This window comes from Shewanella oncorhynchi (assembly GCF_030848765.1).
Classification (GTDB): Bacteria; Pseudomonadota; Gammaproteobacteria; order Enterobacterales; family Shewanellaceae; genus Shewanella; species Shewanella oncorhynchi.
Genome location: NZ_CP132914.1, coordinates 2,519,276 through 2,534,321, shown reverse-complemented (window position 1 = coordinate 2,534,321; position 15,046 = coordinate 2,519,276). Strand labels below are relative to the sequence as shown.

Sequence of the window (15,046 nt, the reverse complement as noted above, 5' to 3'; positions counted from 1 at the left end):
ATAATTTACGATTTTACGGCCAATTTACTGAGAAATATTTCAGCACTAAAAGGTTTCTGCATGAAATGTACCTCAGGGAATAATGCTAACTCAGGAATATCATCGCTATCATTAGCTGAAAGCAAAAAGAAGCGACAGTGATGCTCAAGCTGGGTATCACTGGCAAGGTTTTGTAATGTTTGTTGCATCTGTTTAATAAGTTGCAAGCCATTCATATCTTGTAAACGGTAATCCACAATAACAATATGTGGCAATGAGTGAATCAACATCTTAAGTGCTTGCGCTGCGTTATCAACACTGAAGGTTTGAAAATGATAGTGCTCTAGCATGGCTTTGCAAATCTCAAGGTTAAACAGATTATCATCTATGATTAACACTTTTTGTTGATCATATTGAATCGTTAATCGTTCTTTCACCTCGGTAAGTTGGCAGGGAAAATGTAACAGCACTGTGGTGCCTTTGCCCTTTTGACTGCGCAACATAAACTTACCGCCAATTTGCTCAAGCAATCGATTACAAGTATAGAGTCCTAATCCCATGCCCGATGTTGTTGTATATGAGTTAGATGCGTGCATAAAGGGATCAACTAAAGCGCGCTGCGCTTCCTTTGACATTCCCTCGCCAAAATCGCGGATCAGTACCCTAAGCATAGGACTATGGTCTTTATGGTTACGTATAAGGCGTAAGTCCATATAACAATGCACTTCGCTACCCGTACTGTATTTAAAGGCATTATTGATAATGTTCGTCATGAGTTGGAATAACTTAGTCCCATCGAGCTCGATAAACTTCGGCAGAGACTCATTCACGACAACCTTTAAACGTTTACCCGATGTCGCACTAAAAGCACGATAGTAATCCTCAATATTGCTCAGATATTCGTGTAAATTGACTAAATGCCGATTCAATTTTAACTGCCCAGCTTCAGCCTTACTGTAATTCAACGTATTTTCGGCAACCGAGTAAAGTAAGTTAGCTGACCAGGTCATTTTATCGATAATTTCGTCCAGTTTTTGTGGCTGTGAGCGCGCTTTTTTTAACATGCGACTGTAGCCAAGAATGGCATTGATAGGAGTGCGGATCTCATGATTTATGCTGGAAAGCACTGCTAATCTAGATCGATTATCGAGCTTAATCTGCTCTACAATATGCTGATTTTTAGACTTAAAGTACAAAAGAAAAGACAGAGTAATACCAAGAGAAGCAATCAGTAAGATAATCACGATTAGCTCGACAACCTCTTTTTGTGGCACTTGATATTCTATGCGTAAATTCACACGGGTTTGGTATCCAGGAATATCCAAAGTTCGGCTATCTGAGTAGCTAAACATTGAAAATATGCCTGTGGAAAACTCATGGTTACAGGATGAACTTTGCAATAACGATTGTTCAAATTGATAGCTAATACATACACCTTGCTCCTGCTCAATCCGCGCTAATATCCGCTGATGAGAAATGGCATAGACTAAATAAAGCGTATTAGGCCCATCGATATTAACAACCGCTAACGTGTAATCGGCAAGGCTAGCCTGAAGTTCCCCTTTACTATTCTTGACTAATTTAAGTGGCTTAAGTTCTGGCGCCATTGTCTGATCAGAGATATAGGCCAGTTCAAGTTCGGAGGTCAGTGTAAAAGCGACAGCAGATTTGATCTTCAGTAAGTCCTTAGCAAAAACCTCAAATTCCTGTGACGTTACCTCACTCGAAGCATAAAAAAACGATTTTAGCGCATCCAACATAATTTCATGTTGTAAGAACATATCCCGTGAAGAAGTAAAAACCGCTTCTGCTTTTTTATTGTAAATGGAGTCAAATTCATAACGTGAGTGGGACAAGGTTAACCACAGCACCAACAGAGTGACCCATAAGCCACTGAACATATTGATACAAGCGCTATATTTAAAGCTCATTAGCGTAATCCATTACGGCCTTTAGCAAGCTGCATAACTGATATTCAAACTGCTCTCGCTCGCAAACATCCATGACAGACAGCATATCTTTAAGCTGCAAGTAGCGCGCAATACCCGTAAATTGATGTTTCAGCCCTTCGATATTGTCAGAAGATTCATATTGTTCTAGCTCAAGTCGCATTCGCTGTAATTCAGCAATCAGTGTCAATCGCAGTCGTGATTGCTGTTCTTGGCTGTATTGCTCAAAGAATACAGATAAGGCCTTGAGTAACTCAGTATTAGCATTCATACATTAGGCACTCCTATTATATTGAGCAATCCAATCAATAAGATAACGACCTTCAATCGGGGGGCTGTACAAATAACCTTGGGCAACATCACACCCCAACTCAGAGAGAATTAACTCTATTGCACTTGTCTCAACGCCTTCTGCAACCACCTTTACGTGCATCTTCTGCGCAAGCGCGATGGTGGATTCTACGATGAGATAATGTTGGTGATTGATATCCATATCGGAGACAAAACTTTTATCAATTTTGATCTCTTTAAAGGGAATGGCATCAAGACGATCATAAGTAGAATAACTTTTACCGAAATCATCGAGGGAAATATCAATATTATTGATGATCAGCCGTGCAATTGAGTTAAGCACTCTATCTTGGTTAATGATTTCCTGTGATTCGGTGAGCTCTAAAATCAAATGGATTTGTTTATACTCACGACCACATTCGATGATGTACTCAATGAGTTCATCACAGGTCAGATCATCTGCGGTAATGTTAATCGACAGGGCAAACGCCATTAATAACGGTTGGCGCGACCAACATTGCAATGCTTGGGAAATAACCATCCGCGAAAACAAGCTATTTAGCCCCTGCTGATTCACCAGTGGCAAAAAAACGTCGGGATAAATATAGCCATTGGATTGATCGCAAAGCCGCGAAAGCACTTCAAAACCGATGATCTCCTTTGTTTTAAGGTTAATCTTAGGTTGATAACACAAAATTAATTGTTCATTTTTGAGCAATTGCCGCACATTGATATTCGCCGCCATGTCTTGCACGATAGACTCATCTTGATGGGCACGGTTTCTATCGTCGGAGGCGTCTAGCAATGGCGTTAAAATGTCATTCACATTGATAGGTTTAGCAAATACGCCAAGCAAGTTGAGCTTCAAACCCGTGATAATGCTATCCACCAGTTCTAAAGTCCGTTTATCCGAGGAGCTTATCACCGCAATCGGAATGGCAGTAAATCGGGGCTCGGAAGCCAACATATTAATCACCGCAATACCGTCACCTTGATCCATTTTTAAATCTAAAATGACTAAATCAAGTTTTGCTTCTACAGCTAAAATCAGTTCAATTCCTTGATTACCATTACTGGCTTCATAGATCTCCACATTGTCCTCTGCTAAGTACTTATGGATATCAGCTTTCATGGTTTCTCTAATAAAGCGTTGATCATCTATGATGAGAATATTCATATATTGGTCTCTAACTGCATAAAGAAAATGGGATCGATCGTCTGGGATTTGGATGTAGGGATGACAGAAAGCTTGAGTAAATTACGATTCGCCATGACTTCTGTGCGACTGGAGAAAAACGAATAGTTTTTGACTGGTTTGAAGCCGCCTTCTATCGTTCTTACTTTAAATATGGGCAACTTAAATTGCGTCAATTTTCGTTTTAGTGACTCATCACAGATATTAAAACTCAAAAACTTAAGTGAGCGACTCGTGGCCAATTCATTGAGATAAACAGACATCATATAATTTTCAATATAAGGCGTTACGCCAAAGGAGGAGAACACCATTAAGGTATCTGGCAAAGCTTGACTGTTATGGTTAATGACCTCAAATAAGTCCACCTCATCATTCATAAATTCAAGGGCAATTTTGCCTTGAGTGCGGCAGAATAGACTGTGTCCAATGATTTGATCCCCAAAGCTAAAAGCCACCACCAATGAGAGTCCACGGAAAAAAGGTTGAGACAACTTACGGCTCACAAAGGATAAACGCGGGTTACTTTCATAAACCAAACTGAGTTGCAGCAGAGTCATAAAGTTTTGATGGTGGCTTTCGATAAACTCGACACGATAAGGAGTATTACGGTAGTACGGATGATCACTGCGTTCTATGGTCGATTCAAAAAGGTTAATTAACGCTAAACCTTCGTTGATGAATTTCTTATCCTCCCGATAAATATCAAACAGTTCAGAGCCAAATATTTCAACGATTTCAGACTGTTTAGCTAGGGATGGAATGTTAACTCCCCGCTCCCAACGGCTAATAGTGATGGAATCTAGCATATCGAACAGGCAGCTTTTTTGCCTGAGTAGACTACATAAATCTTCTTGAGATAAATTATTCTCACTGCGGGTGTGTTTTAAGAAATTGGAGAATGTCTGTGCACTTGTTTTGCTTTGATAGGAGATAGGTGTACAAATCATATCGCGTTCCATCTGAATTTTTTATTTTATCTAGCAGCTCCATATACGTCTTATGGTCGATGTCATCTACTGGCTCTGGATGTCTAAATGTAAAAGTAATCCAAATGCGTTGAAGTTTCTCGATGAAATAAAGTCCAGTGATTTTTTCGTCACTCATCACTCAGTTCCTCCATCTCAGCCTTTTATTCACCACGTTTTTTTGCAATAGGAAAACGAGTATAAATGCCATTGTTTATCTGAGACCATGGCACAGTCAAAAAAGCGATGGAAAAAAGTGTCTAGTTATTCGTTCGGTTAAATCATTGCATCATAGATAAAACCGCAATCAACAGAACCCCCTATAAAACCGCATAAAATATATGATTCACCAGCAAAGGCCATAAAACGCCAAATTGATTATTTATTCATTAAATATTCAACATGCTGGATATAACTTCGGGGTTTTTCTCACTGCTCTGCGCTTTCCCTGCATGGTTATTCACATTTGGAATAGGCAAACCGCGGCAGTATCAGCTTAGAGATATAAGTAGGATAGTTTTTAATGGCTTATGGCTTAAGCAAGCCAACTGCGAAAATAAGTGGGTAATTGGCCAGTCCAGCGTTTAAAGGAACGCCTATAATCACTGGCGTCGCTGAAGGATAAAGAAGTGGCAATACATCTTGCGCAGGTGTAGCCAAGTAATACAGTGCTCTGATTAAACGGGTCTCATCGGCAAGTATCAGCGAGTTGGGCAAAGTTTAAATCCATCTCGGCCAAACAACGTTTTAAGGTGGCTGTTAAGGTGGCTGGGCTCATTGTCAGTTTTTCAGCTATGTCGGGCAAACTTAAGTTATCCCGCATTAGACACAAAAGAATACCAGCCGCTAAGCCTAACCGCAGTTCGAATATAGTAGTGATTGACATATCCCTTGGCGCTGAATGACGGCAGCGCCGAAACCTATGGTTTGACCGTTACGCATCTGCAAGTCGGCAGCGGCGTTTGGCAACAGGGAATGCTGGTGGAGCAAGACGGCTAAAACTACTTACCCAATGATAATCAAACATTTAAATGGTTACCTTGGAGCTGTATCGTCAAACACCTTGACGTTAACTCTGGACATTTAGCAGACTAAGATGAACAAAGGTATAGAATATAAAGCACAGGTGTTAGAGAAGGCGCTGGTATTGGTCGTAAACATGAGCAACCGGCACCATCTGATTGCAAATTGATGAATTAACTGGTTATGCACTTGATATGCAAGTCTAAAACTATAATCCCCGAGATTTTTCTCACCTTAATGCAATAAAGTGAATAGTTAATCATAAAAAAGAGGTTAGCTGTATTCAACAGCTAACCTCTTCTCTTTAAATCAGGCGATAAATCAGATGTTCTATCATACAACTAGAGCCATGACTTCAAAACGACTCTTACAAAAGCTAACTCATACCAAAAGCTAATTTTTACGGATACGAAAATAGCAAGCTGAGGCTAGTCACTGTAAATAACGAATGTAAAACCGAAAAACCATGCCCACACAATTCGACAGATATGAGATTAGCCGCGTTTAGTGCCCCACGGATCGTTGTCATCCGTCGATGGGCTTGGTCCGGAACGCTCAGCCATTCTTGAATCGTTTCTTGGCTCGTTTCGGAGTTCGCTGCGGCGCTGTGAGTTGCTATTCGATGAAGCATATCCAGAGCCGGTGCCACGTCCACCCGTAGGTTTTTTGCCTGAGCTTTTACCTGAACCATTACCAAAGCTCTTACCTGAGCCATAACCAGAGTTGGGACGTTTATTACCCGCTTCGTACTCGGCGCTGGCTTGTGCCTGCATTTTAGCGATAGATTCTATGGTGAGTTCCATCGGTTTACGCGGCGCGATACCTGAGGCAAAACCTCGTTCGCGTGGCTTAAGATCAAACTGCTCACCGACGGCTTTAGGCATACGCTTGAATCGATACAGGTAAAAGTTTTCCACTTTCTCCCGCGCCCACTCAGTCTTCTTGAGGAAAATAATACAAGCCTCAATGGTCGGGTTGGTGTTAAAGCAACCTAGCTTTAATGCCGCGTATAAAATTTTCCAGCCATAAAAATCGACTAACTCAGTGATCATTGTCTCGAGTTTGAGGCCGTGTAATGGGTTGTTCTGTTGCTCTTCAATCATGGGAATTCCAAGTTCAGCCCTATTGGCTGATTTTACTGTATTAGTTTACGGTTTTGAGTTGTTAAACGAGTGACTCAATTCGCTACTAAAATTCGCGATTAGAGAAATCACTCAAGTTATGAATTCATGAGCCACTGACGTTGCTACGGCAATAGCATAGGGCGTTAAGCCTTATTGCTCGCGATGCTTAGATCTTAAATCTTAAGGACCTGAAGCCTCCAAACTGAGCCATTAAATATTAGCCGTAAAATCTGCTGCTCGACAAAACTGCGGGAATAATAACGGTAAATAAGCTAAACGCCTTCTTTTATTTGCGCTAGCGAGGTTTGGCATCGGCTTTAGGGCAAAGAAAATACGCCGCAGCCGACGGTTTTAATCTGCATATCCGCGATATCACGCTAACAGGTATGAACTCAGCATCAAGCTCAAACCCGTTTCTAAATTTTACCTATGATCCGCTGATGCCTTGGGTCAACCTCAAAATAAACGCAACTGAAACGGCTCGATTTATAGCTGCGCATCACATCCTTGCTCGCATCTTTAGCCCTTAGTCTGTATACTCCGCGACCTTATTATCCCAACTTTAATGTTTTGGCTTAGAGTGGGTGAAGCGCATGTTTCATTTTGAGGCTTGTTTGTCACAATCCCCGTTAGCAAATACCTAGGAAAGCTCCTTTGATCTCTACCGCGAACATCACGATGCAGTTTGGCCCTGAGCCATTGTTTGAAAACATTTCAGCGAAATTTGGCAACGGTCACCGCTATGGTTTGATCGGCGCGAATGGCTGTGGCAAATCGACCTTTATGAAGATCCTCAGCGGAGCGTTAGCGCCAACCTCTGGCAATGTGTCCATCACGCCCGGCTTAAAAGTCGGTACCCTAAGCCAAGATCAGTTCGCGTTTGAACAATACAGTGTGATCGATGCGGTGATCATGGGGGATGTTGCCCTGTGGAAAGTCAAACAGGAACGCGATGCAATCTACGCCAATCCGAATATGACCGAAGAAGATGGCATGCGCGTTGGCGATCTTGAAAGTGAATTTGCCGAAATGGATGGCTACAGCGCCGAAAGCCGCGCCGGTGAAATTCTGCTCGAAGCGGGTATTGAAGAATCTTTTCATTACGGCCTAATGCAACAAGTCGCACCGGGTTGGAAACTGCGGGTATTGTTGGCACAAGCACTATTTGCCAACCCAGATATTTTGCTGCTTGACGAACCAACCAACAACTTGGACATACATACCATTAGCTGGTTAGAAGCCGAGTTGAACAAACGCAAATGCACCATGATCATTATTTCCCATGATAGGCATTTCTTGAATGCCGTATGTACCCACATGGCCGATATCGATTACGGCGAACTGCGCATTTACCCTGGTAACTACGAATACTTCCTCGCACAATCGTCTTTGATCCGTGAACAATTATTATCGGGCAACGCCAAGAAGAGTGCTGAAATCGAAGAACTGCAAGACTTCGTTAACCGCTTCGGTGCCAACGCATCTAAGGCAAAACAAGCCAGCTCGCGCGCGAAAAAAATGGACAAGATCAAGCTTGATGAAGTGAAATCCTCAAGCCGTATTCACCCTTCTATTCGTTTCGATGCTGGCAAGAAAATGCATCGCCAAGCACTGATCCTCGAAGATTTGGCCCACGGGTTTGATGGTGAGCTGCTATTCGAAGGCGGCGACTTAATCCTCGAAGCCGGTGCAAAATTAGCGATTATCGGCGAAAACGGCGTGGGGAAAACCACTTTCCTACGCTGCTTAGTCAATGATTTAGAACATAATAAAGGCGTGATCAAGTGGTCAGAAAACGCATCAATCGGCTACTGTCCACAAGACAGCAGTGACGAATTTGATAATGACTATACATTAATGGATTGGATGTCACAGTGGCGCCAACCTAAGCACAACGACCTTATGGTACGCGCCATGTTAGGCCGTCTGCTGTTCACTGAAGATGACGCGAACAAGAAAGCTCGTAACTGTTCAGGCGGAGAGAAAAACCGCTTGTTATTCGGTAAGTTAATGATGCAAGACATCAATGTGCTGATCATGGACGAACCGACTAACCACATGGACATGGAAGCCATCGAAGCACTCAATAATGCGTTGAAAGACTTTGAAGGCACTTTGATATTCGTCAGTCATGACCGTGAGTTTGTATCGTCACTCGCAACACGTATCATTGATATTAAAGATAAAAAAGTGATTAACTTCCAAGGCACTTTCGATGAGTACCTTTCAAGCCAAGCAGAAATGGAAGCGAGAAAAAGCGCGTAATGTTGTGCTTTGATAAACCTTAATCGGCTATGTCAGCTTGATTAAAAGAGTCGTCATTGGAGAACCTACTGACGACTTTTTATCGATATCTAAAGAGCGATATGATTGGTAAAACATGAAGTATTGCTGCTTTGGGCCTTGGATACACAGCTGTCTATTCGTTATCTAGAGTGCTATAATTCATGCACTTAATTGAGGTTGATCCTATGAAAACTAAATCAAAAAACACACAAGTGACTCAAAATCGACTCTATCGCGCTGTGGCCAGTTCAACCGCTATTGAGACGGGTAAAACTACGGCTGAAGTTGAAGCAAAATTGAAGGCCAAAAAAAGCCGTTTCAGTCATTTGACCTTAGCCTAAACTTCATTCGTTTTTAGCGCTGAGCACATCGTTTACCAAACGAGCCATATGTTGATAATCCCCACCCAACCCTGCTTGAATTGACTTAAAATAAAAATCTCTATGTTGTTCCCAAATCCCATAATCAAGTGGGAGATAACCCGCCTTTACTGCCATCACATCGAGTATCAAACGTGACAAACGTCCATTTCCCTCTCTAAATGGGTGAATTAGGATAAATTCCACATGACTTTCAGCCAAGTAACTCACAACTTCGTCTCTAGAAAACGAATTTAAACCATTGAACTTGCTTAAATATTCCTTTTCAAACTGAGTGAGACACTTAAGTATTTGAGCCGCTGCCGTAAATTCGAAACCACCTTTTTCCATATTGACTGTACGCCGCTCACCAGCCCAGTAATAAACATTACCGAGCCATTTTCGATGCCACTCAAAGAGCATACCAACCGATAGATGCTCGCTTTCAATAACACCAGATTGAAACACGTACTCATAAAGCTTTAGTAACAACTGAGTCTCTACCTCTGCCATATCCTCTTCATCGGTTATCGCGAGTTTGTTACGAAGTATATGGCCGCCGGAACCGGGTTCGAATTCATCCTCGGTAGTGCCAATATGATATTTCGACATGATAATAGACCCGCTAACTGTAATAACTAATAGAAAAGCAAATATCCGAGTCACAGACAACTTAACACAACTACTCGATGAGATTGACCACACAAGTCTTTGAAATAGGTATGTAGAAACTATGGGCTATAAATTAGCTTATTAATTTTTTTAACCAATATCTCGCGATTTTTAGCCAGTTTAAAAATTGTCGGCAAATGTCGAATGACTATCGGCTCAGACTCGAATACTGCATTGCGATCTTTGACCTGAATATAATCACGGATCTGAAGCATCATCTGTTTATTAAATGCCCAAAGTGAATGACCTTTAAACTCAAGGGAATAAAATGCGTCATTGGGCCATTCAAGTCGATGTTTCTGTTTTGCCATACACTGATAACAACAAATAAGACCAAGATCTGTACCATCTGTAAAAGCACTGTTCGCCCTATGTTCCCAAGTCGAAGTACCTTGGTATTTTTCTGGCAATTTTTCCCGCCAAGAAGCATCCAATAGCGGAGGGAAAAACAGCACACCAGTCCATTTATGAGCAAATCTTTGATTAAACTGCTTGATCTCAAACTGCCTACTCTCAAATAAATGCGCATCTTTTTTCTCTAAACGAAAAACATGGGCAAAGGTAAAAGTGGCGCAGCCAGCACAATGGGGGCAAGTAACCTCAACTCCGTTTGGCAGGCTAAAAAACTCATAAAATCCTGTCATTGATACGACATTCCAAATGATTTAGAGACTAATTTGGAGCTCATCAATTTTCCAACCACCTTCATTTATCATACTAATTCTTTGTTTTTCATTCGCCTCCGATGCATTACCACAGAGATCTTTTTGTGCATATTCAAGAACGGCCGTATCCCCTTCTATCACCTGCGACACTAAGGTGAGTGCTTTGCACTTGGCAGCCGCTTTTGAAAATGAAAGATAAGATGCGATCACTTCATCGCGGGACAGCTTCATCTGCTGCATATACTGTGGGAACTTAGACTCCACATCCGCTTGCTTACGTTGGGTATAGTAAGCCTTGTCCTCTTGATAACTCATCCCCTGCTGTACCTTAGCATTGTACTCGTCATAGACTTCACTCGGCGATTTAGGCGTTGTACAACCTATCAGCACAAGCACAGATATGAGCAGTAAGAAAATCGATTTCATCATCGAACCTCCAAAACTAGACATGTATTATCAATAAATTCCATGATGCATTCATCTGCTTGTTGTCACTGAACGAGTGCGCCATATATGTCCACCAAATACTCTTTATTTTCTTTGAAATCAATTACCTTAGCAGGAAGTAAACCTTTACTATCAGCAGGTAACAAAATCAATGAAGATAAAATGTAATGCCACCAAGATAACATGTAAATAGCTCATCGATTACTTTAGCTTGGCAGCGTTGCTCACTCAATTGCAGGAACAAATGCTTTAAGATCACTCGACCTTTGGCAAGTGCTAAAAATAAGTGCCATAAAACTGTGAGCATGCTCTAAATTGCTGTATTTGACAGGTCATTGTCTAATGCATTAAAAGGCACAAAGGTCTTTTTATCGAGCCAGAGAGGCGAGCGATTTTGTCCTGCAAGCTGATAAGCCCAAGTCGTAATGGCTTCAGAGCGATCACTCTCACAGACAAAATATCGACTGAGTTCAGAGTGTAACGTTTGGCCATGCTGGATAATATTCTGCTCATACCAGTTATCTTTATGGTGCTGAGCGGCAAGGTGATCGCGTTTTTGATTATTACAACTGCTATGTGCGAGGACAAAATTATGGCCTAAATCATTAGGATATCGTGCCCAAGGGATAAAATGATCCACTTCGCCTGTTTCTTTTAATGATTTTTGGCAATAGAAGCATTGGCCTTTTTGGATATCAAGCAGTAAAGGTCTAGCATAGGTGATCGTCTGTCTGTCGCTACCAAACAGAAACTCACTTAAATTGCCTTTACTGCCTATAATGACCTGATTTGCTGGAAACTCGGCGATTTTTTGTACCCATTGAGTACGAGCCAATGACACCACTAAATCGTGAAATCGCCTGAAGCAAAATGCGATACCCGGATTCAACTCGATGTAATTTTTCGTTTTATCATGGGGATAAAGGAAACATTCTTCATTACGTGACAAGTTTTGTAAGCGCCATAAGGGGCCATCTTTAAACGTACCGCGCGTTTTACGCAATAAAGCTGGATAACTAAGATGCGCTTTTAACTGGGATAGACTGTTAACACCTTGATTGCGTAGTTCAATCAAACTGTTGATCAAGGCTGATTGCTTTCCACTATTTTGGATCAGGACAAAATACCCATCATTGGCACCAAAAGGCAAAGAGTGTTGCCAGTAAAGTTCAATAAACTTCTCTACCAAATCATCAATACTGATGGCGGTTTTCAGCGCAGGATCGGCATTGAGTATTAATGGCCGTTCGATACAGATATCGGCGATCGCATGCAGTAAGGCAAATTTGTAAGTTGCAACGAAATCCCCTTCAACTAACAGACGTTGTAAATAGCTAATAAATTCAACTTGTCTTTTCGCATCAATCGGCATTCAGTCGCTCCTGAATAATAACGCTTGATTCAGGTGCATTTACGTTTGGCATCAGTTTGGGTGTAAAAACTAGCGTCTGCCAATGCACTTGTGAGCGACCGAGTTTATCGGTTTCATCTTGGCTCAAATCTAAAAGTTGTAGCTGACAATCTGCAGCCAGTGTGAGCAGCTCATCGACACTGACTGGGTGCATAACGCGCGCATCGGGGCTTGGGCCATGGCGCAAACTGATGACTAAAAGTCCAGTCGAATTGAGTAAGCGTGAGAGTGTTACTAGTGCAAGTGGGCGTTCTGAGGGAGATAAATGCATCCACACTGCGCTGAGTAAAATCAGATCAAACTGTTGCGCTAGGCCAACCACTTTTTGCAACTGAGGTAAACCATCCTCAATCCAACGCACGGGTAGATCCCGCGTTAACACCTGCCCCATTTTCGCTAAAACAACCGCAGGTTCGACTGCAATAATTTGTGTCTCTTTGCCCTGTGCTTTTTCGGCTAAATAATACACATCCCGGCCAGAACCAGCTCCTACATCCAATATCGACAATGTATTTTTGGTGAGTAGAGGCAAAAGATGATGCAACCAACTCGAATGCACTTCTTCAAAGGTTTTAGACAAATACTGTGCCGCGAGTATTTCGGCGTAGTCATTATAAAACACTGTGCTCACTGACAACGATCCTTTTGCAACAAGTGATTGTTTTTACAGACGCTAACTTATCACAATCGTATTTGATAAAAAATACATGTCATCATTATCATGCTGTTTTGCATAAAATATTTAGCATTATGCAGCTCGCGATCACTGTGCTGATTTCGGCTATTCGCCCCAATATTCTTATCAATGCCTATGCAATCTCAGCATTTTCCCGTCGTTTTTTTCGCAGTGGTTTACACTCTATGAGTGAGTGTAAAGATAAGTGCAATTGATTGAATCTGTTACATGCTTCTCCAGAGCAGTTTCCATTTCAGTGTGGGAGTGAACGGGTTTTAACGTCTTGGCGTAGCGTCTATATAGAGATTAAGACCTAGGGCTCAATTATTTAGGATATCTATTGCCTATGAGTTTTGAAGATTCGTTAGAGCAACTTAAACGACAGTTTTTACATGCACTGCCGGATAAAAAGAAACAAATCATTACCTTGTGGATTTCATTGCGTAAAAATTGGGACGCACACATGCTGTCTGCCGTGTACCGAGAGGTGCATAACTTAAAAGGGTCGAGCGAGACCTTTGGGTTGTCAGATACCAAACACATAGTCGATAAACTGGAGTTGCTGCTTAAGGGGCTGCTCAATGCGCCAGCCCCCGAACTTCCTACTATCAAAGGCTTAGATACCCTCTTCCACCAGTTGTTACAAAACAATATGCGTGGCCAACCGTCGGCGCCAGTAGTAGAGGCGCAAATGCAGCAAAGCCCCTATAAACCGTCAAAGGCGCGCCATGAGCACCATATTGCCATCATAGAAGACGATGGTAATGTCGGCGCTATGATCACAAAGCAGCTGCGAGAGTTCGGTTTTAGTGTGCAGCATTTTTTGAATTTCACGAGCTTTTTGGTGGTGCAAAATGAAACGCCCTTCGATCTGATTCTATTGGATTTAATTCTGCCCGATTGGACTGAAGAGGCCTTGTTCGAAGCCGCCACTGAGTTTGAGAAGAACAATACCCGAGTGTTTGTTTTATCCTCGCGGGGGGATTTTGACATGCGGCTATTGGCCATTCGTGCCAACGTCAGCGAATATTTTGTTAAACCTGCGGAAACCACTTTATTGGTGCGCAAAATCCATCAATCCCTCAAAATGTCAGAGAAACAGCCACTTAAGGTGTTACTGGTGGATGATCAACAATCTATGGTGGATTACTTTTCAAGCCTATTACGCAGCCATGGTTTGATGGTAAAAGGGTTGTCCAGTGCCGAGCAAGTCTTGCCTGCCCTTGAGCAATTTGAGCCTGATTTGTTTATCTTCGATTTGTACATGCCCGAAGTGAACGGGCTTGAGCTGGCAAAGATGATCCGCCAATTGGATAAATACACCTCGAGCCCAATTCTCGTGTTGAGCTCAGACGATACGATGCAGAATAAGGTCAGCATCATACAAGCGGGATCAGATGACTTAATTTCAAAGCAAACCGCACCGAGTTTATTCGTCGCGCAGGTGATTTCCCGTGCGCAACGGGGTCATGATATTCGCAGTTCGGCTAGTCGCGACAGCTTAACTGGGCTGTTAAATCATACCCAAATTCTGGTGGCGGCGAGACGCTGTTTTAACGTAGCGAAACGGATTAACTCTCAAGTTTGTATCGCTATGTTCGATTTAGATCACTTCAAAAAGGTCAACGATACTTATGGTCATTCCGGTGGTGATAAGGTGTTGTTGGCATTTGCCCACCTGTTACAACAATCCTTACGTCAAACTGACTTTACCGGCCGCTACGGTGGTGAAGAATTTATGTTAGTGCTGCCAGATATGCAAAAACCACTGGCGATTGCCAAGTTGAATGCGATCCGTGAAAGCTTTAGCCATATCGTATTTGTTGAAGATGGCGTCGAATTTAAGGTGACGCTCAGCGGCGGTTTAGCCTTTTCGGATCAATGTGAGGAATTTCAAGATTGTCTGTTACTAGCAGATAAAAACCTTTACGAAGCTAAACGTTTAGGCAGAAATCAGCTCGTGGTTTCTCCGACTGACTAGCACTAGATAGAATGAGCCACTGC

The 15,046-nt window shown here is 42.2% G+C and carries 14 protein-coding genes; 3 read left to right on the top strand and 11 right to left on the bottom strand.

The window, feature by feature from the left end; all coding sequences use genetic code 11:
• Positions 1-5: 5 nt before the first annotated feature.
• From RA178_RS11415 to RA178_RS11390, 6 genes are all read right to left on the bottom strand, one after another.
• Positions 6-1,910, bottom strand: coding sequence for a hybrid sensor histidine kinase/response regulator (locus RA178_RS11415; RefSeq protein WP_306681970.1), 1,905 nt, complete (start codon positions 1,908-1,910; stop codon positions 6-8).
• Positions 1,900-2,199, bottom strand: coding sequence for a hypothetical protein (locus tag RA178_RS11410; RefSeq protein ID WP_219250804.1), 300 nt, complete (start codon positions 2,197-2,199; stop codon positions 1,900-1,902). Before RA178_RS11410 ends, RA178_RS11415 begins: the two co-directional genes overlap by 11 nt.
• A 3-nt stretch (positions 2,200-2,202) precedes the next feature.
• Positions 2,203-3,396, bottom strand: a complete 1,194-nt coding sequence (locus tag RA178_RS11405; RefSeq protein ID WP_173496905.1) for an EAL domain-containing response regulator — start codon at positions 3,394-3,396, stop codon at positions 2,203-2,205.
• The gene (locus tag RA178_RS11400) at positions 3,393-4,361 is read right to left on the bottom strand and encodes a helix-turn-helix transcriptional regulator (protein ID WP_105253121.1); all 969 of its coding nucleotides are present in this window, start codon (positions 4,359-4,361) and stop codon (positions 3,393-3,395) included. Before RA178_RS11400 ends, RA178_RS11405 begins: the two co-directional genes overlap by 4 nt.
• Before the next feature lie 706 nt (positions 4,362-5,067).
• Positions 5,068-5,265, bottom strand: coding sequence for a hypothetical protein (locus tag RA178_RS11395; protein ID WP_254451406.1), 198 nt, complete (start codon positions 5,263-5,265; stop codon positions 5,068-5,070).
• Between the two features lie 631 nt (positions 5,266-5,896).
• On the bottom strand, positions 5,897-6,505 hold the full coding sequence (locus RA178_RS11390; RefSeq protein WP_306681969.1) for a VF530 family protein: 609 nt from the start codon (positions 6,503-6,505) through the stop codon (positions 5,897-5,899).
• 675 nt (positions 6,506-7,180) lie between these two features.
• Between RA178_RS11390 and RA178_RS11385 the strand changes: the two genes are divergently transcribed.
• Entirely contained in the window at positions 7,181-8,791 is a 1,611-nt protein-coding gene (locus tag RA178_RS11385; protein ID WP_131524739.1) for an ABC-F family ATPase, read from the top strand.
• 206 nt (positions 8,792-8,997) lie between these two features.
• Positions 8,998-9,153, top strand: coding sequence for a hypothetical protein (locus RA178_RS11380; RefSeq protein ID WP_173913200.1), 156 nt, complete (start codon positions 8,998-9,000; stop codon positions 9,151-9,153).
• Positions 9,154-9,156: 3 nt separating this feature from the next.
• Here the strand turns inward: RA178_RS11380 and RA178_RS11375 are convergent, their stop codons facing one another.
• The 5 genes from RA178_RS11375 to RA178_RS11355 form a co-directional block, all read right to left on the bottom strand.
• Positions 9,157-9,783, bottom strand: a complete 627-nt coding sequence (locus RA178_RS11375; protein ID WP_306681968.1) for a Fic/DOC family protein — start codon at positions 9,781-9,783, stop codon at positions 9,157-9,159.
• 119 nt (positions 9,784-9,902) lie between these two features.
• Complete coding sequence (locus tag RA178_RS11370; RefSeq protein ID WP_306681966.1) at positions 9,903-10,487, bottom strand: hypothetical protein; 585 nt, start codon at positions 10,485-10,487, stop codon at positions 9,903-9,905.
• Between the two features lie 21 nt (positions 10,488-10,508).
• Positions 10,509-10,937, bottom strand: a complete 429-nt coding sequence (locus tag RA178_RS11365) for a hypothetical protein (RefSeq protein WP_306681965.1) — start codon at positions 10,935-10,937, stop codon at positions 10,509-10,511.
• Positions 10,938-11,265: 328 nt separating this feature from the next.
• On the bottom strand, positions 11,266-12,327 hold the full coding sequence (locus RA178_RS11360; protein ID WP_306681964.1) for an HNH endonuclease: 1,062 nt from the start codon (positions 12,325-12,327) through the stop codon (positions 11,266-11,268).
• Entirely contained in the window at positions 12,317-12,997 is a 681-nt protein-coding gene (locus RA178_RS11355; protein ID WP_306681963.1) for a class I SAM-dependent methyltransferase, read from the bottom strand. The genes RA178_RS11360 and RA178_RS11355 overlap by 11 nt, the downstream gene beginning before the upstream one ends.
• Positions 12,998-13,388: 391 nt before the next feature.
• Between RA178_RS11355 and RA178_RS11350 the strand changes: the two genes are divergently transcribed.
• A complete protein-coding gene (locus tag RA178_RS11350; protein ID WP_198573199.1) occupies positions 13,389-15,023 on the top strand; it encodes a diguanylate cyclase in 1,635 nt (544 codons plus the stop codon).
• The last annotated feature ends 23 nt before the right edge of the window (positions 15,024-15,046 follow it).

Excerpts from the sequence above, each read along its gene's own strand:
- RA178_RS11415 (WP_306681970.1), bottom strand. The coding sequence starts at position 1,910 with ATGAGCTTTAAATATAGCGCTTGTATCAATATGTTCAGTGGCTTATGG.
- RA178_RS11410 (WP_219250804.1), bottom strand. The coding sequence starts at position 2,199 with ATGAATGCTAATACTGAGTTACTCAAGGCCTTATCTGTATTCTTTGAG.
- RA178_RS11405 (WP_173496905.1), bottom strand. The coding sequence starts at position 3,396 with ATGAATATTCTCATCATAGATGATCAACGCTTTATTAGAGAAACCATG.
- RA178_RS11400 (WP_105253121.1), bottom strand. The coding sequence starts at position 4,361 with ATGATTTGTACACCTATCTCCTATCAAAGCAAAACAAGTGCACAGACA.
- RA178_RS11395 (WP_254451406.1), bottom strand. The coding sequence starts at position 5,265 with ATGTCAATCACTACTATATTCGAACTGCGGTTAGGCTTAGCGGCTGGT.
- RA178_RS11390 (WP_306681969.1), bottom strand. The coding sequence starts at position 6,505 with ATGATTGAAGAGCAACAGAACAACCCATTACACGGCCTCAAACTCGAG.
- RA178_RS11380 (WP_173913200.1), top strand. The coding sequence starts at position 8,998 with ATGAAAACTAAATCAAAAAACACACAAGTGACTCAAAATCGACTCTAT.
- RA178_RS11375 (WP_306681968.1), bottom strand. The coding sequence starts at position 9,783 with ATGTCGAAATATCATATTGGCACTACCGAGGATGAATTCGAACCCGGT.
- RA178_RS11370 (WP_306681966.1), bottom strand. The coding sequence starts at position 10,487 with ATGACAGGATTTTATGAGTTTTTTAGCCTGCCAAACGGAGTTGAGGTT.
- RA178_RS11365 (WP_306681965.1), bottom strand. The coding sequence starts at position 10,937 with ATGATGAAATCGATTTTCTTACTGCTCATATCTGTGCTTGTGCTGATA.
- RA178_RS11360 (WP_306681964.1), bottom strand. The coding sequence starts at position 12,327 with ATGCCGATTGATGCGAAAAGACAAGTTGAATTTATTAGCTATTTACAA.
- RA178_RS11350 (WP_198573199.1), top strand. The coding sequence starts at position 13,389 with ATGAGTTTTGAAGATTCGTTAGAGCAACTTAAACGACAGTTTTTACAT.